This is a genomic window from Micromonospora sp. MGP-C2, from assembly GCF_057766525.1.
This window is the reverse complement of sequence record NZ_JBYMEN010000002.1, coordinates 3020810-3043644: the sequence shown is the minus strand read 5'-3', so window position 1 is coordinate 3043644 and position 22835 is coordinate 3020810. Positions and strand designations below refer to the sequence as shown.

Annotated in this window: 14 protein-coding genes and 1 pseudogene; 7 read left to right on the top strand and 8 right to left on the bottom strand. The window is 70.3% G+C overall.

Features of this window, described 5'->3' with window-relative positions; all coding sequences use genetic code 11:
- Nucleotides 1–190 precede the first annotated feature (190 nt).
- From icmA to AC3CF1_RS13595, 4 genes and pseudogenes are all read left to right on the top strand, one after another.
- On the top strand, nt 191–1879 hold the full coding sequence (gene icmA, locus AC3CF1_RS13610) for a coenzyme B12-dependent isobutyryl-CoA mutase large subunit (protein ID WP_088949878.1): 1689 nt from the start codon (nt 191–193) through the stop codon (nt 1877–1879).
- Nucleotides 1880–2033: 154 nt separating this feature from the next.
- Entirely contained in the window at nt 2034–2957 is a 924-nt protein-coding gene (locus AC3CF1_RS13605) for a tetratricopeptide repeat protein (RefSeq protein ID WP_088949877.1), read from the top strand.
- Between the two features lie 66 nt (nt 2958–3023).
- A pseudogene (locus AC3CF1_RS13600) lies at nt 3024–4012 on the top strand (arginase family protein); the annotation flags it as partial.
- 343 nt (nt 4013–4355) lie between these two features.
- A complete protein-coding gene (locus AC3CF1_RS13595; protein WP_488450596.1) occupies nt 4356–4607 on the top strand; it encodes a hypothetical protein in 252 nt (83 codons plus the stop codon).
- A gap of 90 nt (nt 4608–4697) precedes the next feature.
- Here the strand turns inward: AC3CF1_RS13595 and AC3CF1_RS13590 are convergent, their stop codons facing one another.
- The gene (locus AC3CF1_RS13590) at nt 4698–6662 is read right to left on the bottom strand and encodes a penicillin-binding transpeptidase domain-containing protein (RefSeq protein ID WP_488450595.1); all 1965 of its coding nucleotides are present in this window, start codon (nt 6660–6662) and stop codon (nt 4698–4700) included.
- Between the two features lie 288 nt (nt 6663–6950).
- On the opposite strand from AC3CF1_RS13590, the gene AC3CF1_RS13585 reads away from it, so the two are divergent.
- Nucleotides 6951–12032: an NAD-glutamate dehydrogenase gene (locus AC3CF1_RS13585; protein ID WP_488450594.1), complete on the top strand. Its 5082-nt coding sequence runs from the start codon at nt 6951–6953 to the stop codon at nt 12030–12032.
- A 74-nt stretch (nt 12033–12106) separates the two neighbouring features.
- On the opposite strand, the gene AC3CF1_RS13580 is transcribed toward AC3CF1_RS13585, so the two are convergent.
- Together AC3CF1_RS13580 and AC3CF1_RS13575 are read right to left on the bottom strand one after the other, a co-directional pair.
- Nucleotides 12107–12805: a class F sortase gene (locus AC3CF1_RS13580; protein ID WP_354982307.1), complete on the bottom strand. Its 699-nt coding sequence runs from the start codon at nt 12803–12805 to the stop codon at nt 12107–12109.
- A gap of 1 nt (nt 12806) precedes the next feature.
- A complete protein-coding gene (locus AC3CF1_RS13575; RefSeq protein WP_488450593.1) occupies nt 12807–14102 on the bottom strand; it encodes a hypothetical protein in 1296 nt (431 codons plus the stop codon).
- Between the two features lie 615 nt (nt 14103–14717).
- Here AC3CF1_RS13575 and AC3CF1_RS13570 point away from each other — a divergent pair.
- Complete coding sequence (locus tag AC3CF1_RS13570; protein ID WP_328381429.1) at nt 14718–16478, top strand: glycoside hydrolase family 6 protein; 1761 nt, start codon at nt 14718–14720, stop codon at nt 16476–16478.
- A 116-nt stretch (nt 16479–16594) separates the two neighbouring features.
- On the opposite strand, the gene AC3CF1_RS13565 is transcribed toward AC3CF1_RS13570, so the two are convergent.
- The 5 genes from AC3CF1_RS13565 to AC3CF1_RS13545 all read right to left on the bottom strand — a co-directional run bounded on the left by AC3CF1_RS13565 (nt 16595) and on the right by AC3CF1_RS13545 (nt 20939).
- Nucleotides 16595–16981, bottom strand: a complete 387-nt coding sequence (locus tag AC3CF1_RS13565) for a hypothetical protein (protein WP_354982305.1) — start codon at nt 16979–16981, stop codon at nt 16595–16597.
- 133 nt (nt 16982–17114) lie between these two features.
- Nucleotides 17115–17423 carry a hypothetical protein gene (locus tag AC3CF1_RS13560; RefSeq protein ID WP_488450592.1) on the bottom strand — a complete coding sequence of 103 codons (309 nt, stop codon included), beginning with the start codon at nt 17421–17423 and terminating at the stop codon, nt 17115–17117.
- A gap of 15 nt (nt 17424–17438) precedes the next feature.
- On the bottom strand, nt 17439–19097 hold the full coding sequence (locus tag AC3CF1_RS13555) for a sodium:solute symporter family protein (protein ID WP_088949869.1): 1659 nt from the start codon (nt 19095–19097) through the stop codon (nt 17439–17441).
- A 187-nt stretch (nt 19098–19284) separates the two neighbouring features.
- Nucleotides 19285–20334: a hypothetical protein gene (locus AC3CF1_RS13550; RefSeq protein ID WP_488450591.1), complete on the bottom strand. Its 1050-nt coding sequence runs from the start codon at nt 20332–20334 to the stop codon at nt 19285–19287.
- A gap of 11 nt (nt 20335–20345) precedes the next feature.
- A complete protein-coding gene (locus AC3CF1_RS13545) occupies nt 20346–20939 on the bottom strand; it encodes a hypothetical protein (RefSeq protein ID WP_099848125.1) in 594 nt (197 codons plus the stop codon).
- 138 nt (nt 20940–21077) lie between these two features.
- On the opposite strand from AC3CF1_RS13545, the gene AC3CF1_RS13540 reads away from it, so the two are divergent.
- Entirely contained in the window at nt 21078–22565 is a 1488-nt protein-coding gene (locus tag AC3CF1_RS13540) for a catalase (protein ID WP_088949866.1), read from the top strand.
- The last annotated feature ends 270 nt before the right edge of the window (nt 22566–22835 follow it).

Sequence of the window (22835 nt, the reverse complement as noted above, 5' to 3'; positions counted from 1 at the left end):
CGGTGGCAACGGCCACCGCCGCACCGAAACCGGGCGAGAGTTGGACGCCGGCGATCCACGCACTCGGCCTGCCGCCGCCCCGGAATCGGCCCAGCGCACGTTACCCGTCGGTACGACGTGACTTAGCGATCGTTCAGGTGAGGGCCTTACACTCGACGTGCTGTCGAGGAACCGAGGAGGAGCCCTGCTCATGGACGCCGACGAGATCGACGCCGGACGCGCGCGCTGGCAGGCCCGCTACGACGCCGCGCGCAAGCGGGACGCCGACTTCACCACGCTTTCCGGCATGCCGGTGGAACCGGTCTACGGGCCGCCGGAGGGCGCCACCTATCCCGGCTTCGAACGGATCGGCTGGCCGGGCGAATATCCGTACACCCGGGGTCTGTATCCGACCGGATACCGCGGACGGACCTGGACGATCCGGCAGTTCGCCGGCTTCGGCAACGCCCAGCAGACCAACGAGCGTTACAAGATGATCCTCGGCGCCGGCGGCGGCGGCCTCTCGGTCGCGTTCGACATGCCGACGCTGATGGGCCGCGACTCGGACGACCCACAGGCGCTCGGCGAGGTCGGCCACTGCGGCGTCGCCATCGACACCGCCACCGACATGCAGGCGCTCTTCGACGGCATCGACCTGGCCGACGTCACCACCTCGATGACCATCTCCGGCCCGGCCGTGCCGGTGTTCTGCATGTACCTGGTCGCCGCCGAGCGGCAGGGCGCCGACCTGTCCAAGCTGGACGGCACGCTGCAGACCGACATCTTCAAGGAGTACATCGCGCAGAAGGAGTGGCTCTTCGACCCGGAGCCGCACCTGCGCCTGATCGGCGACCTGATGGAATACTGCGCCGCCGAGATCCCGCGCTACAAGCCGCTGTCGGTCTCCGGCTACCACATCCGTGAGGCCGGCTCGACCGCCGCGCAGGAGCTGGCATACACGCTGGCCGACGGTTTCGGCTACGTGGAGCTGGGTCTCTCGCGCGGGCTGGACGTGAACGTCTTCGCGCCCGGGCTGAGCTTCTTCTTCGACTCGCACCTCGACTTCTTCGAGGAGATCGCCAAGTTCCGGGCCGCCCGCCGGATCTGGGCCCGCTGGCTGCGCGACGTCTACGGCGCGACCAGCGAGAAGGCCCTCTGGCTGCGGTTCCACACGCAGACCGCCGGTGTGTCGCTGACCGCGCAGCAGCCGGTCAACAACGTCGTACGCACCGCCGTCGAGGCCCTCGCGGCGGTGCTCGGCGGCACCAACTCGTTGCACACCAACGCGCTGGACGAGACCCTGGCGCTGCCCACCGACGAGTCCGCCGAGATCGCCCTGCGTACGCAGCAGGTGCTGATGGAGGAGACCGGTGTGGTCAACGTGGCCGACCCGCTCGGCGGCTCCTGGTACGTCGAGGCACTGACCGACAAGATCGAGGCCGAGGCGGAGGAGATCTTCGCCCGGATCCGGCAGCTCGGCGGGGACGGGCCGCACCAGATCGGCCCGATGACCTCGGGCATCCTGCGCGGCATCGAGGACGGCTGGTTCACCGGGCACATCGCCGAGTCGGCCTTCGTCTACCAGCAGGCCCTCGAAAAGGGCGACAAGAAGATCGTCGGGGTCAACTGCCACACCGGCACGGTCGCCAAGGAGCTGGAGATCCTGCGCATCTCGCACGAGGTGGAGCTGGAGCAGCGCCGGGTGCTCGCCGAGCGCAAGGGCGCCCGGGACGAGTCGGCGGTCCGCGCGGCGGTGGCCCGGATGGTCGACGCCAGCCGCACCGACGAGAACATGATCCCCGCCATGCTCGACGCGGTCCGCGCCGAAGCGACCCTGGGGGAGATCTGCGACGCGCTCCGCGCCGAATGGGGCACCTACCGCGAACCCGCCCGCTTCTGACCCATACCACCACCCCCGTCGATCACGCATCCGCTGCCCGCTTCCGGGCGGCAGAAATGGCCGATCGCCGGGGGTGGGGGTGGGGCGTGAGAGTTGCAACGTCGGGGTTGCGGGTGAGCTGAGATCGGGGGCTCACGTGCGAGACTAGGTAACCATGAGCGACCCACGGATCACCTCGTCGATCTTCACCCGCGGCGCGGTCGACCTCAGCACGCTGCGTGGCCCCGCACCAGCAAGTCCCCGCCCCGGCACGCCCCCGCAGGGCGGCCCGTCCAACGGCGCCCCGGGCGCGCCCACCGCAGGCGGTAACACCGCCATCGTGGACGTCACCGAGGCGACAATCCAGTCCGACGTGCTCGAACGGTCGATGGCCATGCCCGTCGTCGTGTTCTTCGGCGCCGCCGGCTTCCCGGAGAGCGACGAGTTCGCTCCGGTGCTGGAGCGGCTGAACGCCGAGGGCGACGGCACCTGGGTGCTGGCACGGGTCGACGTGCAGGAAAACCCGCGAATCGCCCAGATGTTCCGGGTCCAGGGCATTCCCATGGTCTACGCGGTCGTCGGCGGGCAGCCCGTCGACGCCTTCTCCGGGGTCGTGCCCGAGGCGCAGCTTCGGCAGTGGCTCCAGGCCGTCCTCAAGGCCGGCGGCGTGGCCGTGGCCGAGCCGGAGGACCCCCGCCTCGACGAGGCGGACGACGCGCTGATGAGCGGGGATCTGGACGCCGCCGAGCAGGCGTACAGGAAGATCCTGGCCGACGCGCCCGCGGACGCCGCGGCCACCGCGGGGCTGGCCCAGGTCGGGGTGGCCCGCCGAGTGGCCGGCGCAGACCCCACCACCGCGATGGCCGCCGCCGAGAGCGCCCCCGACGACGTGGCCGCCCAGCTGCTGGCCGCCGACATCGAGGTGCTCAGCGGCCTGGCCGAGCAGGCGTACGCCCGGCTCGTCGGTCTGGTCCGGCGCACCGCCGGCGAGGACCGCGAGACCGTCCGCCAGCACCTGGTCTCGCTCTTCTCCATCGCCGGCCCGGACGATCCGGCGGTCGCCTCGGCACGCCGGGCTCTGGCCAGCGCCCTGTTCTGAGTTCGTAGCACGCCAGCGCGGGCCGGCGTTCCGGCCGGCCCGCCCGACCACCGAGGACGGGAGCTCATGATGCGCCGGATCGCCGTCCTCGACGCGCCGACAAACCTTGGCCTGCGGCCACCGACGTCCACGTCGGTCCCCGGTTGCGGCAAGGCGCCCGGCGCGCTGCGCGACCACGACCTGCTGGCCCGGCTGCGCGCCCGCGACGCCGGCTGCATCACCCCACCCCGGTACGACCCGGGCGACTGGCGGCCCGGCGACGGCGTGTGCCACGCCCGGGAGATCGCCGACTACTCCCTGGCGCTCGCCGAACGGATCGGCTCGATCATCGACCGGGGGGAGTTCCCGGTGGTGCTGGGCGGCGACTGCTCGGTGCTGCTCGGCTCGGCGCTGGCCATGCACCGCCTCGGTGAGGCCGTCGGCGGGCGGATCGGGCTGGTCTTCGTCGACGGTCACTCCGACTTCCGGCACCCCGGCAACGCCTCCTACGTCGGCGCGGCCGCCGGTGAGGACCTTGCCCTCGTCACCGGGCGTGGGCAGGCCGACCTGGCCGCCCTGGAGGGCCGCCGGCCCTACTTCCGCGACATCGACGTGGTGGTGCTCGGCATCCGCGCGCAGGACGAATACCGGCTCGACCTCCAGGCCGCCGGCATCACCACCCGGCCGGTCCCCGCGCTGCGCGCCGAAGGTGCCGCCCGCACGGCCCAGTGGGCGCACGAGCAGCTCGCCGACTGCGCGGGCTACTGGGTGCACATCGACGTGGACGTGCTCGACCCCGCGGTGATGCCCGCCGTGGACGCTCCCGACCCGGGTGGCATCGCCTTCGCCGAGCTGGAGATCCTGCTCGCCGGCCTGGTCGACACCCCGCACTGCCTCGGCGTGGAGCTGACCGTCTTCGACCCCGACTACGACCCGGACGGCTCGTACGCTGCCGAGATCGTCAACACCGTGGTCGCCGGCCTGGCCCCGGTCAGCGCACCGGAAGCGGTGCCGCCCCGACTGCTCTCGGCTCGGCTGACCCCCGGCCCCCGGCGCGGCAACGGCCGGACCCCGGGCACCACCGAACGACCCGACCGCTCCCAGCGGCTCGACGGGCTGGATCGTGCCGTCCAGCTCGATGGGCTCGTTCGTGGTGCGCGCCCTGACGGGCTGGAGCGGGGCGAGCGGTTCGACGAGCTCGTTGCTGCCGAGCGGCTCGATGCGCTGCCGAGCGCGACTCATGGCGAGGAGTCGTACGCCGACGTCCCCCCGTGGGACCCGTCCGTCGACGCCAGGTCGCTCGCGGAGGCCGGACCCTCCGATCTCGGGTCTGCCGGCGACGCACCCTCGGGCCTCGGGTCTGCCGGCGTTGGTTCTTCCGACGGCCGCTTCTTCGGGGGCGCAACGCCGCACGACATCGTGGCCGAGGCGGAACCAGCAGTCACCAACGGTCAGGCCCGCTCCGAGCAGTCGAGCGTCGCAGCGGACATCGCCGCCACGTTCGAGCGGGAGTTGGTCGAGCGGGAGCCGGTCGAGCGGGAGCTGGTCGAGCGGGAGTTGGTCGAACCGGAGCCGGTCGGTCCGCCCGCGTCGGCCGGCCCAGGCCTGCTGCGGCGACCTTCCTCACCGGCCCAGGGCCCCTCGGACCACCACAAAGCCGACACGGCCTGACCCGTCTGGCGGCCCCTCCGGGCCGATCAACGCCTTCGTGGTGCGCGTTGCTTCGAGCCGCTCGCTGCGGGTGCGCTCGTCGCGCGGGTGTCAGGACTGTGGGAGGGCGCGGAGGAAGCGCTCGGCGATCGGGACGGCCGAGGCCGTGCTGGCCCCGCCCTTCTCCACGAACACGGCGAACGCCACGTCGCCCCGCCAGCCGACGAACCAGGCATGGGTGTGGGCCGGGTTGTCGTCGTACTCGGCGGTGCCGGTCTTGCCGTACACCTCGCCCGGCACATCCTTGAGCGCGCTGCCGGTGCCGCTGGTGACCACCTCGCGCATCATCGAACGCAGCGCCGCGACCGATTCCGGCTTGAGCTGCTCACCCGCCGCGGCCGGCTTGGCCGGCGCCGGGTCGAGCAGGAGCTTCGGCTGCTCGAACCGGCCTCGGGCGACGGCGGCGGTGGCACCGGCCATGGCCAGCGGGCTGACCAGCGTGGTGCCCTGCCCGAACGATGCCGCGGCCTGTTCGGCCGGGCTGCCGCCCGTGGACACCTTGCCGGTGAAGGCGTCGGTGCCGAGGTCCCATTGACCCTCCAGGCCCAACGCGCGGCCGGCAGCGGCCAGCCCGTCACCGCCGAGCTTCGGGGCCAGCGAGGCGAACGCCGTGTTGCAGGACTTGGCGAAGTCGGTGCGGAACGGCACCGAGCCCAGCTCGAAGTTGTCGGAGTTCTTGAAGGACCGACCGTCGACGGTGAAGGTCTTCGGGCAGGCCACCGGCCCGTCCAGAGTGACAGCGCCCCGGTCCAGCAGACCCAGCGTGCTGACCACCTTGAACGTGGAACCCGGCGGCACCTGGGCGGTGAAGGCCAGGTTTTCCCCGGCCGGCCCGGGACCGTTCGCTGCGGCGAGCACCGCGCCATCGCTGATCCGGAGAGCCACCAGGGCGGAGCGGCGGGACTCGGCGCGCAGCGCCCCGTCGGCCGCGTTCTGGGCGGCGACGTCCAGCGTGGTCTTCAGCGTCTGGCCGGGCTGCGGCTCCCGACGGAACAGCTCAGTGCCGGTGGACTCCAGTTTGCCGCCCTCGGCCGGCCGCTCGACCACCACGGTCAGCCCGGGCGCGCCGCGCAGCCGTTCGTCGTAGCGGCCCTGCAACCCGCCGTGCCCGACCAGGTCACCGGCGACGTACCGGTCCGGGTGTGCGGTGAGGTCGTCCGCCTGCGCCGGGTCGACAGTGCCGAGCACCGCCCGGGCAAACTCCCGGGTCGGCGCCAGGTCGACCTTGGCGGAGATGAACTTGGTGCCGTCCAGGTCGTAGATCCGGGGCTTGATCTGGAGGTACGCCTCCTCGCGCAGCGACACCACCTCGACGAAGGCACCCGGCTCGGCCTTGGCGACCCGCTCGGGCAGGTCGGCCAGGTCGACGGCGGGCACCAGCGCCGGGCGGATCGCCTTGAACGCCCCGTCGAGGTCCTTGACCAGCTTCTTGATGTCGGTGACCCCGTCTGGCTGCACGCCCACCCGGACCACCGGGCGCGGAGTCACGAGCGGTTGCCCGGCGGCGTCCAACACCGCGGCCCGGGCACCGGCGTCGCGGCGCAGCGCCAACCGGTCACCCTTGGTGAGCTGTTCGTGCACCACCCTGGGCTCCCAGATCACCTGCCACTGGTCGTCATCGCCGTGCGCGAGGCGTAACTCCCGGTCGTACGCCCAGCGGGTCTGACCGGGCAGGTTCCACTCCACCTGGACCGTCGCGGTCGCGATGTCCTTCGTGACCTTCGGCTCGCCGCGCCGCTTCAGCGTGGGCGGGGTGGCCGCCAGCTCACCGGAGAGCTCCTTGATCTCGCGAGTCACCTCGGCCGACGGCAGCTTGTTGCCGGTCGGGTCGATCAGACCGACCGCCTGGAGATCACCGCTGCGCCAACCGCTGAGGAAGGCGTCGACGCTGCTCTGCGGCCCGTCGTCACCCGAGCAGCCGGCGAGAACACCGGCCGTGAGCAGCGCCGTGGTGAGGGCGGCGGTCAGGCGGCGGGCGTGGTTCGGCCGGTGGGGCCGGGGGTACGACAAGGGCATGGAGCTGGTCCTTCCGATCTCGGACTGCCCTCGCACGGTAGTACGCCGACGCCGTCCCCAACGTCCCGTGGGCGCGCGAGCGTGGGTAAAGAGGGCCGCGCCCGTGTGATGAACATCGCGTGGCGGGGTATCCCGCAGCCGGCCAACCTCGGACCCGCAACGGGTGAAAGGACAAAGTCCCGATCCGGACGTCTGGCCAGTGGTCCGCCGACGAAGGCGAAGAACGGCAGGGCCTAGGCTGGGCGGCAGAGTGACCCACAACGCGGTGGGTCGAGGGGAGTGGCACCGATGGACCGGCGTCCGGCGATCAAACCGGAACCCGACCTCCGGCAGGATGACTCCGGCCGGGACGACGACAGCTTCGATTCGGCTACCGACGGGGACGGCTACGGCCGGCTCGACACGGGGGTCACCGGGCTGACCGGGTCGAGCATCGACACCATCTACGATCTGGGCCTGCCGACCGAGGCGTTGGCCGACGACGTGGAGGACGCCGAGCTCGACGAACCAGTTCCCAACGCGGAGCGCCTGGTGGCCCAGGCTGTCGCGCTCGCCGGGGACGACCACGACGCGGCGACACTTGTCGGCCGTTTCTGGCGGTTCGCCCCGGACGAGGAACTGGTCGGTTTCACGGCAGAGGAGATGCTCGACGCGGCCCGGGCACACCGGGACCTCGCCCAGCAGCGGGTTCCCGGCGAGTTGAAGCTGCGGATCCACGAACCGCACGCGGACCAGCACCACACCGTCGTCGAGATCGTCACTGACGACATGCCGTTCCTGGTCGACTCGGTCACCGCGCTGCTCAACTCGTACCACCTCGACGTGCACCTGCTGGTGCACCCGCTCGTGGTGGTCCGGCGTGAGCCGCTGGGGCGGCTCACCGAGGTCTCCGCGGACGTGGAGCCGGATGACGCGATCTCCGGCGACATCATCGAGAGCTGGATGCGGATCGAGATCGACCCGGTCCGGGACGCGGCCGAGCGGGACCGGCTGCGTCGCGAGTTGCAGCGGGTGCTCACCGATGTGCGGGAGGCTGTCGAGGACTGGCCGAAGATGCGTCAGCGGGCCCTCGCGCTCGCCGACGAGCTCGCCTCGGCCCGCACCTCGGACAATCGCCCACCGGTGCCGGAGAAGGACATCACGGACTCGGTAGAGCTGCTGCGGTGGCTCGCCCACGACCACTTCACCTTCCTCGGCTACCGCGAGTACCGACTGGTGGACGCCCCCGGGAGTGACGCCACCGACCCGGTCGACGGCAAGGCGTTGGAGGCGGTGCTCGGCACCGGGCTGGGCATCCTGCGCTCGGACTCGCCGGACGCGCGGTCGTTGTCGTCGATGACGCCCGAGGCGCACGAGAAGGTGCTGGAGAAGCGCCTTCTCATCATCACCAAGGCCAACTCGCGGGCCACCGTGCACCGCTCGGCCTACCTCGACTACATCGGCTTCAAGATCTTCAACTCGGACGGCGCGGTGATCGGCGAGCGGCGGTTCCTGGGCCTGTTCTCCACGGCCGCGTACCGGACCAGTGTCCGCGAGCTGCCGGTCGTACGCCGCAAGGTCGCCGAGGTGCTGGACCGCTCCGGCCTGAGTCAGCGCAGCCACTCCGGCAAGGATCTGATCCAGATTCTGGAGACGTACCCGCGCGACGAGCTGTTCCAGATCAAGACCGACGACCTGTACCACGCGGTGGTCGGTGTGCTGCGGATGGCGGGCCGCCGGCAGCTGCGGGTCTTCCTACGCCGGGACGCGTACGGGCGGTTCATCTCCTGCCTGATCTACCTGCCCCGGGACCGGTTCACCACGCAGAACCGCCTTCGCATGCAGGACATCCTGCTGCGCGAGCTGAACGGTGTCGGGGTGGACTACACCACCCGGGTCACCGAGTCGATGCTGGCCCGGGTGCATTTCATCGTCCGCACCGACCCGACCCGTCCGCCCGGCGACATCGACGCCGACCTGTTGGCCGAGGAGCTTGCCGACGCGACCCGGCTCTGGGACGACGACTACCGGCTGGTGCTGGAGCGCAAGCTCGGCGACGAGCAGGCCAAGCACCTGTTCACCCGGTACGCCGACGCGTTCCCGGAGGGCTACAAGGACGGGCACACGCCGTACGAGGCGATGAAGGACCTGGCGAAGCTGGAGCTGCTGGAGGAGCCCGGCCAGCTGGAGATGCACCTGTTCCGCAAGCAGCTCGCGCCCCGGCCGGGCACCCGGGTGCCCGGTGCGGACCTCGCCGAGGCCATGGACGTCCGGTTCAAGGTCTACCGGTACGGCGAACCGATGATGCTCTCCGCCGTGCTGCCGGTGCTGCACTCACTCGGCGTACGGGTGGTCGACGAGCACCCGTACGAGGTGGACCGGATCGACGGTCGGGTCTACCTGTACGACTTCGGCCTCCTGCTGCCCGAGGGGCACCACGAGCTGTCCGAGGTGCGCCCACACGTGGAGAACGCCTTCGCGGCGGCGTGGCGCGGCGAGGCCGAGGTGGACCGGTTCAACGAGCTGGTGCTGCGCGGCGGGCTGACCTGGCGGCAGGTGGTGGTGCTGCGGGCGTACGCGAAGTACCTGCGACAGGCCGGCACGGTCTTCTCGCAGGACTACATGGAGCAGACCTTCGTCGCGTACCCGAAGATCGCCGCGTTGCTGGTGGATCTGTTCGAGACCCGGTTCGCGCCGGGCGAGCAGACGACCGAGCAGCGGCAGCAGCGCAGCGGTGAGCTGGTGGAGATGATCCGGGAGGCGCTGGACGACGTGGCCAGCCTCGACCAGGATCGGATCCTGCGCTCGTACCTGACGTTGATCGAGGCGACCCTGCGGACCAGCTTCTACCAGAAGCGCGCCGACGGGCGGCCGAAGGCGTACGTGGCGTTCAAGCTCGACCCGCAGGCCATTCCGGACCTGCCGGCGCCGCGACCGAAGTTCGAGATCTTCGTCTACTCGCCCCGCTTCGAGGGTGTGCACCTGCGGTTCGGGCCGGTGGCCCGGGGCGGGTTGCGCTGGTCCGACCGTCGGGAGGACTTCCGGACCGAGGTGCTCGGCCTGGTCAAGGCGCAGATGGTGAAGAACACCGTGATCGTGCCGGTGGGTGCCAAGGGCGGCTTCGTGCTGAAGCAGAAGCCGGGTGACCGGGACGAGGCGGTCGCCTGCTACCAGGAGTTCGTCGGCGCGATGCTGGACGTCACCGACAACATCGTCAGCGGGCAGATCGTGCCTCCCGTGGACGTGGTCCGGCACGACGGCGACGACCCGTACCTGGTGGTGGCCGCCGACAAGGGCACGGCGACGTTCTCCGACGTCGCCAACGAGATCTCCAAGACCCACAACTTCTGGATGGGCGACGCGTTCGCCTCCGGCGGTTCGGCGGGCTACGACCACAAGAAGATGGGCATCACCGCCCGGGGCGCCTGGGAGTCGGTCAAGCGGCACTTCCGGGAGCTGGGCCTGGACACCCAGACCCAGGACTTCACTGTGGTCGGCGTCGGCGACATGTCCGGCGACGTGTTCGGCAACGGGATGCTGCTCTCCGAGCACATCCGGCTGGTGGCCGCCTTCGACCACCGGCACATCTTCCTCGACCCGGACCCGGACGCGGCCACCTCGTACGCGGAGCGGCGGCGGCTGTTCGATCTGCCCCGCTCGTCGTGGGAGGACTACAACCCGGAGCTGATCTCGGCAGGCGGCGGCATCTTCCCGCGTACCGCCAAGTCCATCCCGATCACGCCGCAGGTCCGGGCGGCGATCGGCCTGGAAGACGACGTCACGCAGCTGTCGCCGCAGGAGTTGATGAAGGCGATCGTGACCGCCCCGGTGGATCTCTTCTGGAACGGCGGCATCGGCACCTACGTCAAGGCGTCCACCCAGACCAACGCCGAGGTGGGCGACAAGTCCAACGACGCGATCCGGGTGGACGGGCGCAGCCTGCGCTGCCGGGTGGCGGGCGAGGGCGGCAACCTGGGCTGGACCCAGCTCGGCCGGATCGAGTACGCGTTGACCGGTGGCCGGATCTACACGGACTTCATCGACAACGCGGCCGGGGTGGACACCTCCGACCACGAGGTGAACATCAAGATCCTGCTGAACACCGCGGTGGCCGACGGCGAGTTGACCACGGCCGAGCGGGACGAGCTGCTGGCCGGGATGACCGACGAGGTCGCCGAGCTGGTGCTGAGGGACAACTACGACCAGGCGCGGGCGATCAACAACGCCCAGGCCCAGGCCGCCTCGCTGCTGCCGGTGCACCGCCGGATGATCAACGAGTTGGAGCGGTCGGGCGGGTTGGACCGGGCGCTGGAGGCGCTTCCTCCGGACGAGGAGCTGGCGGTCCGCAGCGAATCGGGCCTGACCGCGCCGGAGTTCGCGGTGCTGCTCGCGTACGTGAAGATCGTCCTGGAGCGGGAGATCCTCACCGAGGGGCTGGCCGACGAGGAGTGGACGACCGAGGTCCTGGTCAACTACTTCCCGACGCCGATGCGCGAACGGTTCGCCGACCGGATGGGCCGGCACCGGCTGCGCCGGGACATCGTCACCACAGTGCTCGTCAACGAGGCGATCAACCGGGGTGGCATCTCGTTCATCTTCCGGGTGGTCGAGGAAACCGCGGCCAGCGCGGCGGACGTGATCCGTGCGTACGTGGTGGTCAGCGAGGTGTTCGGCCTGCGGGACCTGTGGGACGCGGTGGAGGCGCTGGACAACAAGGTCGCACCCGAGTTGCAGACCAGCGTCTACCTGGACACCCGCCGGCTGCTCGACCGGGCGGTGCGGTGGCTGGTCTCCAACCGCCGCTCGCCGATCGACGTGCCGGCCGAGATCGCCCGGCTGCGGGACGGGGTGACCCGACTGCTCCCGGGTCTCGAGGACCTGTTCTACGGCGACGAGCGGCAGGGCATCGCCTCGCACATGGACTCGATGACCGAGCGTGGGCTGCCCCGCGAGCTGGCCGAGCGGGCGACCCGACTGATGTACAGCTTCGGTCTGATGGACGTGGTGGAGACCGCGAACGTCAGCGGACGGGACGTCGGCGAGGTGGCCTCGGTCTACTTCGTGCTGTCCGACCTGTTCCGGGTGGACTCGCTGCTGTCGAAGATCTCCCTGCTGCCGCGGGAGGACCGCTGGCAGACGCTGGCCCGGATGGCGCTGCGTTACGACCTGTACGCCGCGCTGGCCGCGCTCACCGCTGAGGTGCTCGACTCCACTCCGGGCGACCTGCCGCCGCACGAGCGGGTGCAGCAGTGGGAGCAGTCGAACGCCACCTCGATCCACCGCGCTCGACGGGCGATGGGGGAGTTCGACGAGTCGCGGGCGGACCTCGCCGCCCTCTCGGTGCTGCTGCGCCAGATCCGCACCCTGGTGCGGACCTCCGCGGCCGCCTGAGTCAGGCACACCGGACGCGGTCCGGCCGATCGGGTGACCCCGACCGGCCGGACCGCGTTTCGTTTCGTTCCCGCTCAGGCCACCAGGCTGGCGAAGACGACGATGTTGTCCGGGTAGCTCTTGGCGGCCGCGTCGAACTGACCGCCGCAGGTGACCACCCGCAGGCCGGGCCGGTCGCTGGGCCCGTACACCAACTCGGTGGGGAAGGCTGTCTTCGGGTACGACTTCACCGAGTCGACGGTGAAGGTGGCCGGCACCCCGTCGGCCCGGCGCACGGTGACGGTGTCACCGGGGGTGAGCGCGCCGAGGTCGAAGAAGACGGCCGGACCGAGCACCGCCGAGTCCACATGCCCGACGATGACCGCGTTGCCCGTCTCGCCGGGACTCGCACCCGGCTCGTACCAACCGGCCTTGTCGGCCTGGTCGAGCGGAGGAACCTGGACGGTGCCGTCCGGGTTGGTGCCCAACGACATGATCGTCGCGTCGACACCGATCCGGGGGATCTCGATGCTGGTCGGCGCCGAACGGGCCAGTCCCGCCGGCGCGTCTCCGACCGGCTGCCCGTCGACCGGCGGGGCGTCGTCGGCGGTGCTCGCCGACCCGGTGACCTCGGGACCGGCCTGAGCCAACGGCTGCGGCGGTCGGGGAGCGGGTGTGTCCTTCAGACTGGCGCCGATCATCCCGGCGCCGATCATGGCCATGGTGACGACGACGGCCGCGCCGGCGGCACGCCACGGTCTCCCGTGACGGCCGCCGGCCCGTGTCGTCGTCACGTCAGACGAGCGAACCATCGGTCCGCCGGCGACGCATCAGCACGATTCCGCCCAGCGCGGCAGCGCCGAGCAGGCCCGCCCCGCCGGTGGCCAGGCCACGGTCGGTGCCGGTGCTGGCGCCACCGTCACCACCGTCGACACCGCCGTGCGGCAGCACGACGAGCTCACCCTCGCCGCACGAGCCCTTGAGCTCGTAGCGACCCGGCTTCGCGTCCTTGTCGACCTTGGCCTCGCCGTAGTAGACGAACTCGCGCTCCTTGTCCCAGTCGCGCTCGTCGGAACGGCCCTCTTCCGAGCCGTAACCGCCGTGCTCGTCCTTGGACTCCCAGCCCTTGTCGGAGCCGTATTCGCCGGAGCCGTGCTCGTCCTTGGACTCCCAGCCCTTGTCGGAGCCGTACTCGCCGGAGCCGTGCTCGTCCTTGGACTCCCAGCCCTTGTCGGAGCCGTACTCGCCGGAGCCGTGCTCGTCCTTGGACTCCCAGCCCTTGTCGGAGCCGTACTCGCCGGAGCCGTGCTCGTCCTTGGACTCCCAGCCCTTGTCGGAGCCGTACTCGCCGGAGCCGTGCTCGTCCTTGGACTCCCAGCCCTTGTCCGAGCCGTACTCGTCCGAGCCGTGCTCGTCCTTGGACTCCCAGTCCTTCTTGCCTTCGTCCTTGGAGTCCCAGTCCTTCTTGTCGCGGCTGTCGTCCGCGTCCTGGCCGTGCTCCTCGCCCTTCCAGTCCTTGCTGCCCTCGTCGCCGTAGGCGTCGGCGGCAGCGCCGCCACCCTGGCCACCGGGCTGGGCGCCGTCGGCGGGCGGCTGCGGCTTGTCCTTGCCGTTTTCGTCCTTGCCCTCGTGGTCCTTGCCCTTGTCGTCCTTGCCCTTGTCGTCCTTGCCGTGCTCGTCCTTGCCGTTTTCGTCCTTGCCCTCGTGGTCCTTGCCCTTGTCGTCCTTGCCGTGCTCGTCCTTGCCCTTGTCGTCCTTGCCGTGCTCGTCCTTGCCCTTGTCGTGGTCCGAGGAGTTCTCCTCCTCGCGCCACTCGCGGTCCTCGCCCCGGTCTTCGTGGGCCGGCTTGAGCTTGACCTTGCCGGTGACCTTGGACCACACGTACGCGTGCTCCTGCCGATCCGGGCAGATCTCGAGGAGCTTGACCTCTTCGCCAGCCTTGACGACGTGCGGCTTGGCGTAGACCTTGCCGTCGCGGTCCTTGGCGTCGTCGTGGCCGTCCGCGAACGCGATCCCCGGCGCGAACACCAGGAGCGATGCACCGCCGAGCGCGGCGCCCGCAACGACCTTCCCGAGCATCTTCTTAGCCATGACCTGCGTCACTCCATCCCTGTTGTCCTGTGCCCGGCGACAACCGAGCTAAGACCGACGTTAGACGGTTTCATGACTTATGAAGTGAAAGATTCGCGTTTTGACCTTTGGTCCAAGTAAGAGGTGAAGGGGTGCTACGCGGCTTTCGCCGCGCTCAGTGTCGTCTCAGGTGCGGGACGCCCTTGCGTGCGGCGCACGGCGTTCCAGCCTCCCCGTGCCCGACCCGCGCCGGTCATCCCGGTCGCGGCGGCTCCGGTCGGCAACGTGCTGCCCGAGCGCACTCGGGGGTATCGTCCGAAACGGGTCGAGGGGCGGCCGGCGCGCGCAACGCATCGAGCCATTGCCATGGAAGCGCTCCCATGCGAGAATCGTCCAACGCGGTTAGGTGAGCCACACCGCGCAGGCTGGGAGTCGAGGGCACCGGTTCACCGGGCGACGTCCCGCCGCCGATCGACCGGCCGACGCATCGGCCGCGCACCACCACCACCATCGCCCGTCCGGGTCGGGCGCCCCCAAAGAATCCCGTTGGCGCCGGAGGCCGTCCGTGCAGGACGCCCGCCGGGCCGTCTCGCCGGGCCGTACGCGGGTCCGGTCTCGCCCAAGGAGATCAGTGGCATGAATGTGTGGAGAAGGCTGTCCGGCCCACGCCGGACCATGGCGCTCGCCGGCGCGGGTGTCCTGGTCGCCGGCGGGTTGGTGACGATTCCGGTCACCGCGGCGCAGGCCGCGACTCAGTGCGACATCGCCTACACGAGCAACGAGTGGCCCGGCGGCTTCACCGCCAGTGTCACCATCAAGAACGTCGGTGACCCGCTCAACGGCTGGACGCTGGGCTGGACCTTCCCCAACTCCAGCCAGCGCGTGCAGCAGGGCTGGTCGGCGGAGTTCACCCAGTCCGGCAGCCAGGTCACCGCCAAGAGCCTGTCCTACAACGGCACCCTCGCCACCGGCGCGTCGACGAGCATCGGCTTCAACGGCGCGTGGAGCGGCAGCAACCCGAAGCCGACCTCGTTCACCCTGAACGGCGTGGTCTGCAACGGTGGCACCACCCCGCCGACCACGCCCCCGCCGACCACGCCTCCGCCCACCGACCCGCCGCCCACCACGCCGCCGCCCGGCACCAAGGTCGACAACCCCTATGCCGGGGTGCGCGGCTACGTGAACCCGGAGTGGAAGGCCAAGGCGGACGCCGAGGCCGGCGGAAGCCGGGTCTCCAACAACCCCACCGCCGTCTGGCTGGACCGGATCGCCGCGATCAACGGCACGCCGGACAGCAGCTCCAACGGCGCCTTCGGTGTGCGTGAGCACCTGGACGAGGCGCTGCGTCAGGGCGCCGGCTACATCCAGTTCGTGATCTACAACCTGCCCGGCCGGGACTGCTCCGCGCTCGCCTCCAACGGTGAGCTGGGCCCGGACGAGCTGCCCAAGTACAAGGCCCAGTACATCGACCCGATCGCCGCGATCCAGGGTGAGTCGAAGTACAGCAGCCTGCGGATCATCAACGTCATCGAGATCGACTCGCTGCCGAACCTGGTCACCAACACGTCCGGTCAGCCTGGCGGCACTGTCATGTGCGACACGGTCAAGGCCAACGGCGCGTACGTCAACGGCGTCGGCTACGCCCTCGCCAAGCTGGGCGCGATCGGCAACGTCTACAACTACATCGACGCCGGTCACCACGGCTGGCTCGGTTGGGACTCCAACTTCGGCCCGACCGCCGACATCCTGAAGACCGCCGCGGTGGCCTCCGGCAGCACTGTCAACAACGTGCACGGCTTCATCACCAACACCGCCAACTACTCGGCGCTGACTGAGCCTTACTTCAAGGTCACGGACAACGTGAACGGTCAGACGGTGCGGCAGTCCAAGTGGGTCGACTGGAACTTCTACGTCGACGAGCTGTCCTTCGCCCAGGCGTTCCGCACGAAGCTGGTCTCGGTCGGCTTCAACTCCAACATCGGCATGCTGATCGACACCTCCCGCAACGGGTGGGGTGGCTCCGCGCGGCCCACCGGGCCGGGCGCCACGACCAGCGTCGACACGTACGTCAACGGAGGCCGCATCGACCGTCGGGCCCACCTCGGCAACTGGTGCAACCAGGCCGGCGCCGGCCTCGGCGAGCGGCCGCGGGCCAACCCGGCTACGGGCATCGACGCCTACGTCTGGGTGAAGCCGCCGGGTGAGTCGGACGGCTCCAGCAAGGAGATCCCGAACAACGAGGGCAAGGGCTTCGACCGGATGTGCGACCCGACCTACGGCGGTAACGCCCGCAACGGCAACAACCCGTCCGGGGCTCTGCCGGACGCGCCGATCTCCGGTGCGTGGTTCTCCGCCCAGTTCCAGGAGCTCATGCGCAACGCGTACCCGGCTCTCTGACCGGAACGCTTCACACCCACCGGCCGCCGGCAGTTGGTGAGGCACTGCCGGCGGCAGGTTCCCCCCGGGTCCCCGGTCCGACCGTTCTGGTCGGGCCGGGGACCCCCCTTGCCCGATCAGGGCACGGTGCGCTCGATCGCCGCCCGGCCCTGCTCGGCCAGGTCACGGCGGGCCTTTTCCAGGTTTTCCGGCGTGAGGTCCTGCCCGCGGGCCATCACCAGGTCCTCCGGCTCCCAGGGCTGTTCGCTCCCGGTGCGGATGTTGTCCCCGCCAGCGCCGGTGCCCGTCCCGGTCGCCCCGGTGCCGGCGGCGTACGGGTCGCCGATCAGCTCGTCGGTGTCCGGAGCGAGGTCGTCGGGTCGGCTGCGGGGCTCGGCGAAGCCCGGTGTGTCCTGGTCGGGCCCACCTCCGGTGCGAAACTGCGGCACGGTGGCGTCATCATCCACCGCCGAGGCCACCTCCGGGCTGTCCTCCAACGGCGGTTGGCGATCGCGATCGGTCATGGTGCTGCCTCCTGGGTCCGACACGGTGCCTGGATTCCCTCACGTACCCCTTCGGGCCGCGCTCATGCCGCACGGCCCGGCGGTCAGGCCGGGCCGTGCGGCATGCCGTGCGGTCAGGCCGTGCGGCCAGGGGTCAGCTCCCGGGGGACTGCTCGTTCGGGGCCGGCGGGTCCGCGGGACGCAGCCACTGCCAGAGCAGCATGAGCAGGCCGAAGACGAGCATCGACAGCCCGGCCCACAGGTTGATCCGCACACCCTCGGCCTTGTCGATCTCGGCCCGGCTGTCGAAGATGCCGATCAACGTCACGATGATCCCGTACGCCACGAAGAGGCCACCGATCACCCGGCGGATGTCGAACAGCCGGGCTGCGGCGGACCGCCGTTGCTCCGCCTCCGACTCGTCGATCAGCGGGTCCTGTGCCGGCTGGCTGTGGTTGTCCATCTGCCGACCCCTTTCCTAGAAGACCGGGATGTAGAAGAGGGCGGCCAGCGCGACCGCGATCACGCCGAGGAGCACGGGGGAGCGGTACCAGACGGCGTCGCCGGCGAGCACGTCGCCCTTCAGGTCGATGCCGCCCATCCCGTAGACCAGCCCGCGCAGTTCCTCGTCCCGCTTGGGCGCGGTGAGCGGGGTGATGATCGCGGCGACCACCACCGCCGTGACGAAGGCGAGGCCGGCGCCCCAGAAGCTCTCCTCCAGGTCGGAGTTGAAATCGATCACTCCGCCCTTGTAGAGCAGGTAGAGGCTCAGCGACACCAGGGTGCCCAGCAACAGCGACCAGAAGCCGGCCAGCGCGGTCATCCGCTTCCAGAACATGCCGATGATGAAGGTGGCGAACAGCGGCGCGTTGAAGACGGAGAAGAGCGCCTGGATGTAGTTCATGATGTTGCTGAACCCGGCCGCGATGAACGCGGTGCCGATCCCGATCACCACGGCGCCGACCGTCGCCCACCGGCCGATGCGCAGGTAGTACTCGTCCGACCGGTCACGGCGGATGTACGCCTGCCAGATGTCGTAGGTGAAGACGGTGTTGAAGCCACTCACGTTGGCCGCCATGCCAGCCATGAACGAGGCGAGCAGGCCGGTGACCGCGACCCCGAGCACGCCGTTGGGGAGCAGGTCGCGCATCAGCAGCGGGATGGCGTTGTTGTACTGGAGGTCGCCGCTCTCCGCGCCGAGCCCCTTCACCGTCACCAGGGCCACCAGGCCGGGGATGATCGTGACCAGGGGGATGAACAGCTTCGGGTACGCGGCGATGATCGGCGTACGCCGGGCGGCGCTCATGTTCTTGGCCGAGAGGGCCCGCTGCACCTCGGCGAAGTTCGTCGTCCAGTAGCCGAACGACAGGACGAAGCCCAGGCCGAAGACGATGCCGATCCAGTGCGCGCCCAGCGGGTTGGCGGTGCTGCCGGTGTCCTGCCACGCGTGCAGGCCCGCCTCGCCGAGTTTGGTGTCGCCGACCGCGTCCATCAGACCGTTCCACCCGCCGACCTTGACCAGGCCGATCACGGTGACCGGGATGAGACCGGCCAGGATGACGAAGAACTGGAGCACCTCGTTGTAGATCGCCCCGGACAGGCCACCGATGGTGATGTACGCCAGCACGATCGCCGCGCCGACCACGATCGCCGTCCAGAGCGGCCAGCCGAGCAGCGCCTGCATGACGAGGGCCAGCGCGTAGAGGTTGACGCCGGCGATCAGCACCTGGGCGACGGCGAAGCTGAGCGCGTTGAGCAGGTGGGTGGGGCGGTTGAACCGCAACCGCAGGTATTCCGGCACGCTGCGGACCTTGGAGCCGTAGTAGAAGGGCATCATCACGATGCCCAGGAAGACCATGGCCGGGACGGCGCCGATCCAGTAGTAGTGGACCGTCATCACACCGTACTGGGCCCCGTTCGCGGCCATTCCGATGATCTCCAACGCGCCCAGGTTCGCCGAGACGAAGGCGAGACCGGTCACCCAGGCCGGGAGGGAGCGGCCGGAGAGGAAGAAGTCGACGCTGGTCCGGATCGCCCGGCGAGCGGCGAAGCCGACCCCGAGGACGGTGACGAAGTACAGCGCCAGAATCAGGTAGTCCAGGCCGTTCATGTTGAGCCGGAGACCGTCGCCGTCCATCCCGTCACCCCTCGTGCCGACGTCCGCGCTGGCTGTACGCGCGCGCCGTATTACCCCGGACGGGCGGTTTCAATCCCCCTGGAGGGATCCGGTGTGTTCGGCTCCGTTCGGGCGGTCCGAGAGGCTGCCGACGACAGGGGCGCCCCGGCCATCCGGCCGGAGCGCCCCCTGTCGTCGGTCGTGAGACTCAGCGACCCAGTACGCGGTCCAGGAAGTCCCGGTAGTTGCGTACCGCCATCCGCAGTTGCTCGGTGTCGGCCGAGCCGGCGTCCTGCCACCCGCCCAGCGTGGTCTTCTGCGCGGCCAGTGCCGAGGAAAGGGCCTGGATGGCCTCCTCCACCAGCGACTGCGCCTCGCCGGCCGCGGCCTGCGGATCGTCGACGAAGCGCAACTGCACGTCCCGCCAGCGGTCCCGGAAGCCCTGCGCGGTGTCCGTGTCCAGGAGCGTGGCCGCCCCGGCCGCGACGGTCGACCCGGCGGGCTGCGACGTCCCGGCGGACTCCAGCGAGGTGCTGGTGCCGTCGGTGGTGACCGGTTCGCCGTCCGCGTCGGGGTCGACCATTTCCGGCGTGGCGCTGCCGTAGCCGGCGGTGACGTCCGGGTCGCCGGTCAGGTCGTCGCGCCGCTCGGGGGCGCCGTCCGTGCTCCCCGGCGCTACGAAGGTCCGCGACGAGGTGTCCGCGTCGGCGCGGTCGTCGAGGTCCGCGTCGTCGTCGACATCAGTGTCGCGGCGGTGCAGCTCGGCGGTGGGGTCGGCGCGCAGGCCCTCACGCTCACCGTCCTCGGCGCCGTCACCCGGCTGGGCAGTCCGCTCGGCGCGGGGGTCCGGCTGGTCCTGCGGGCGCGGGCTGGCCAGCGCGGAGGCGGCCACCGCGTCGGCCACCGTGGTGGCGCCGAACGTCGTCGGCAGCGGGCCCGGCTCGTGGAAACCGCCCTCGTCGGTGGACCGGTCGTCCCGCCGCTGGCGCAGGTCGACGTCGTCGGCCCGCTCGTCGTCGACCGGGTCGTACGCGGCATCCCGTTCGGTGCCGTTCGTCCGGTCCGGGTCGGTGGTCTGCTCGTCGAAGGTGTCCCGCTCGTCGACAGCGTCCCGCTCGTTGAGGGCGTCCCGCTCGTTGAGGGCGTCCTCCGGGGCGTCGGAGCGGTTGGTCCGGTCACCGGCCGGGGGTACCGGCACGGGTGCGGACCGGACGGCCTCCGGATGGTCGTTGCTCACCTGTTGCTCATCCTGGCGCATCGGTGGCCTCCTCAGCGGCTCGTGGCGTCGTGGTCCGGGTGGTGGGGCTGGTCGGGCGTGTGCTGCCCGAGCGGTTCCTCGCCGAGCAGGTCGGCGAAGAGTGCCCGGTAGTGGACGACCGCCTGCCGGAGCTCCTCGGTGCTGGCCTCGCCTCGGGTGTTGCGCAGGTGGATGTCGTGCGCGTCCCGGTAGTTGCTCAGCGTGCGGGCGTGCTCGACGGAGAGGTGGGCGATCTGGTCGGAGAAGTCGCCGGTCGGGTAGCCCTGCTCCTCGATGAGCCGGGTGACCAGTTCGTCCGCGTCGCCGACGGTCTCGCCGGGTGAATCGATGAAGCGGACCTGGAGTTCCTCCCAGGCGGCGCTGTAGCGGGCCCGGGACTCCGGGCTGAGCGGGGTGAGCGAGAGCTCGGCGTGCCGGCGTTCCCGATCGCGCAGTTCGCGCTCCGCGGCGGACCGGCTGTCCTGCTCCGCCACCACCCGGTCGTACTCCGGCCCGAACTTGCTGCGCAGCGCGCGACGGCGGCCGAGCTGCCGCACGGCCACGGCGGCCGCCGCGACGAGCACCAGGACGACGAGCACGATGACGATTACCTGAGTGGGCGACATGGGCTCCTCCTTCGTCTCCTGGTATTCCCTCCGCACACTGATCGCCAATCCCGATTCGGGACACTTTCCTGACGAGAGACGCAGCTCACCGTCCCGCTGAAACTTGACTCATTCCAGAAAAGGCGGTTGGGTGGGGTGATGCACCCACAGACCAGCAAGCCGATCCTCACCACCCGGCAGGGTCACCCCGTGCACAACAACCAGCAGCAGCGGACGGTTGGCTCCCGGGGGCCCGCGACGCTGGAGAACTACCACTTCCTGGAGAAGATCAGCCACTTCGACCGGGAGCGGATCCCCGAGCGGGTGGTGCACGCGCGCGGTTTCGTCGCGCACGGCGAGTTCGAGGCGTACGGGACGATCGGCGACGAGCCGGCCGCGACCTACACCCGGGCCAAGCTGTTCCAGACCCGGGGCACGAAGACCCCGGTCAGCCTCCGCTTCTCCACCGTCATCGGCGGGCGGGACTCCTCCGAGGCCACCCGCGACCCCCGTGGCTTCGCCGTCAAGTTCCGCACCGAGGACGGCAACTGGGACCTCGTCGGCAACAACCTGCCGGTCTTCTTCATCCGGGACGCGATCAAGTTCCCCGACGTCATCCACTCGCTGAAGCCGGACCCGGTGACCTTCCGGCAGGAGCCGAACCGGATCTTCGACTTCATGTCCAACACTCCCGAGTCGATGCACATGCTGACCTGGCTGTTCAGCCCGCGCGGCATCCCGGCCAACTACCGGACGCAGGACGGCTTCGGCGTGAACACGTACCGCATGGTCAACGCCGCGGGCGAGGGCGTGCTGGTCAAATACCACTGGAAGTCGCGGCAGGGCATCGAGTCGCTGACCGAGGAGCAGGCCGCCGCCATCCAGGCGCGCGAGTTGGGCCACGCCTCCAAGGACCTCTACGAGGCGATCGAGCGCGGCGAATACCCACAGTGGGAGCTGAACGTCCAGCTCATGAGCGACGACGAGCACCCGGAGCTGGACTTCGACCCGTTGGACGACACCAAGACCTGGCCCGAGGACGTGTTCCCGCTGCTTCCGGTCGGCCTGATGACCCTCAACCGCAACGTCGGCAACTTCCACAACGAGAACGAGCAGATCGCGTTCGGCACCGGCGTGCTGGTCGACGGCCTCGACTTCTCCGACGACAAGATGCTGGTCGGGCGCACCTTCTCCTACTCGGACACCCAGCGTTACCGGGTCGGCCCGAACTACCTCCAGTTGCCGATCAACGCCCCCCGCGAGGACGTCCAGGTGAACACCAATCAGGACGGTGGTCAGATGGCGTACGGGGTGGACAGCCGGGGCGGCAACCCCCACATCAACTTCGAGCCGTCCTCGGTGGCCGGTCTGCAGCAGGCTGACGAGTCGTACCGGGAATACCAGCCGTTCGTCTCGGGCCGGGTCATGCGGGCGCCGATCGAGCGGCAGAACAACTACGCCCAGGCCGGTGAGCGCTTCCGCACCATGCCGCAGTGGGAACGCGACGACCTGGTGAAAAACATGATCAACCTGCTGGGTCAGTGCGACAAGCAGATCCAGGAGAAGATGGTCTGGCACTTCAGCCAGTGCGACGACGCCTACGGCCGGCGGGTCGCCGAGGGCCTCGGCATCGCCGACAACGCCTGACCCGCCCCCAGCACGACGAACGCCCCGCCGGTCCGCCAGCGGGGCGTTCGCCGTCTGCCCGCAGGGCACAGCCCCCGGCGCAGCGCGTCTCGGAGCGTCGATCTCGACGCCGCGCGTCTCGGAGCGTCGATCCCGAGGCGACGGGCGGTAGTGCAACCGCCCCTGATTACGTATCCTGCCCAAGGCGCCCGCGCTGGTGCCCGACGTCGACGCCGGGCACGCAACCGGCCGACGCGTTGCCCGGCGGTGCCGGCACCCCTCCTGCCACCC

Bases quoted from the DNA above. Each gene is read 5' to 3' on its own strand.
- AC3CF1_RS13545 (WP_099848125.1), bottom strand. From the start codon at position 20,939: ATGTCGCCCACTCAGGTAATCGTCATCGTGCTCGTCGTCCTGGTGCTC.
- icmA (WP_088949878.1), top strand. From the start codon at position 191: ATGGACGCCGACGAGATCGACGCCGGACGCGCGCGCTGGCAGGCCCGC.
- AC3CF1_RS13540 (WP_088949866.1), top strand. From the start codon at position 21,078: ATGCACCCACAGACCAGCAAGCCGATCCTCACCACCCGGCAGGGTCAC.
- AC3CF1_RS13570 (WP_328381429.1), top strand. From the start codon at position 14,718: ATGAATGTGTGGAGAAGGCTGTCCGGCCCACGCCGGACCATGGCGCTC.
- AC3CF1_RS13590 (WP_488450595.1), bottom strand. From the start codon at position 6,662: ATGCCCTTGTCGTACCCCCGGCCCCACCGGCCGAACCACGCCCGCCGC.
- AC3CF1_RS13605 (WP_088949877.1), top strand. From the start codon at position 2,034: ATGAGCGACCCACGGATCACCTCGTCGATCTTCACCCGCGGCGCGGTC.
- AC3CF1_RS13575 (WP_488450593.1), bottom strand. From the start codon at position 14,102: ATGGCTAAGAAGATGCTCGGGAAGGTCGTTGCGGGCGCCGCGCTCGGC.
- AC3CF1_RS13555 (WP_088949869.1), bottom strand. From the start codon at position 19,097: ATGGACGGCGACGGTCTCCGGCTCAACATGAACGGCCTGGACTACCTG.
- AC3CF1_RS13560 (WP_488450592.1), bottom strand. From the start codon at position 17,423: ATGGACAACCACAGCCAGCCGGCACAGGACCCGCTGATCGACGAGTCG.
- AC3CF1_RS13565 (WP_354982305.1), bottom strand. From the start codon at position 16,981: ATGACCGATCGCGATCGCCAACCGCCGTTGGAGGACAGCCCGGAGGTG.
- AC3CF1_RS13585 (WP_488450594.1), top strand. From the start codon at position 6,951: ATGGACCGGCGTCCGGCGATCAAACCGGAACCCGACCTCCGGCAGGAT.
- AC3CF1_RS13550 (WP_488450591.1), bottom strand. From the start codon at position 20,334: ATGCGCCAGGATGAGCAACAGGTGAGCAACGACCATCCGGAGGCCGTC.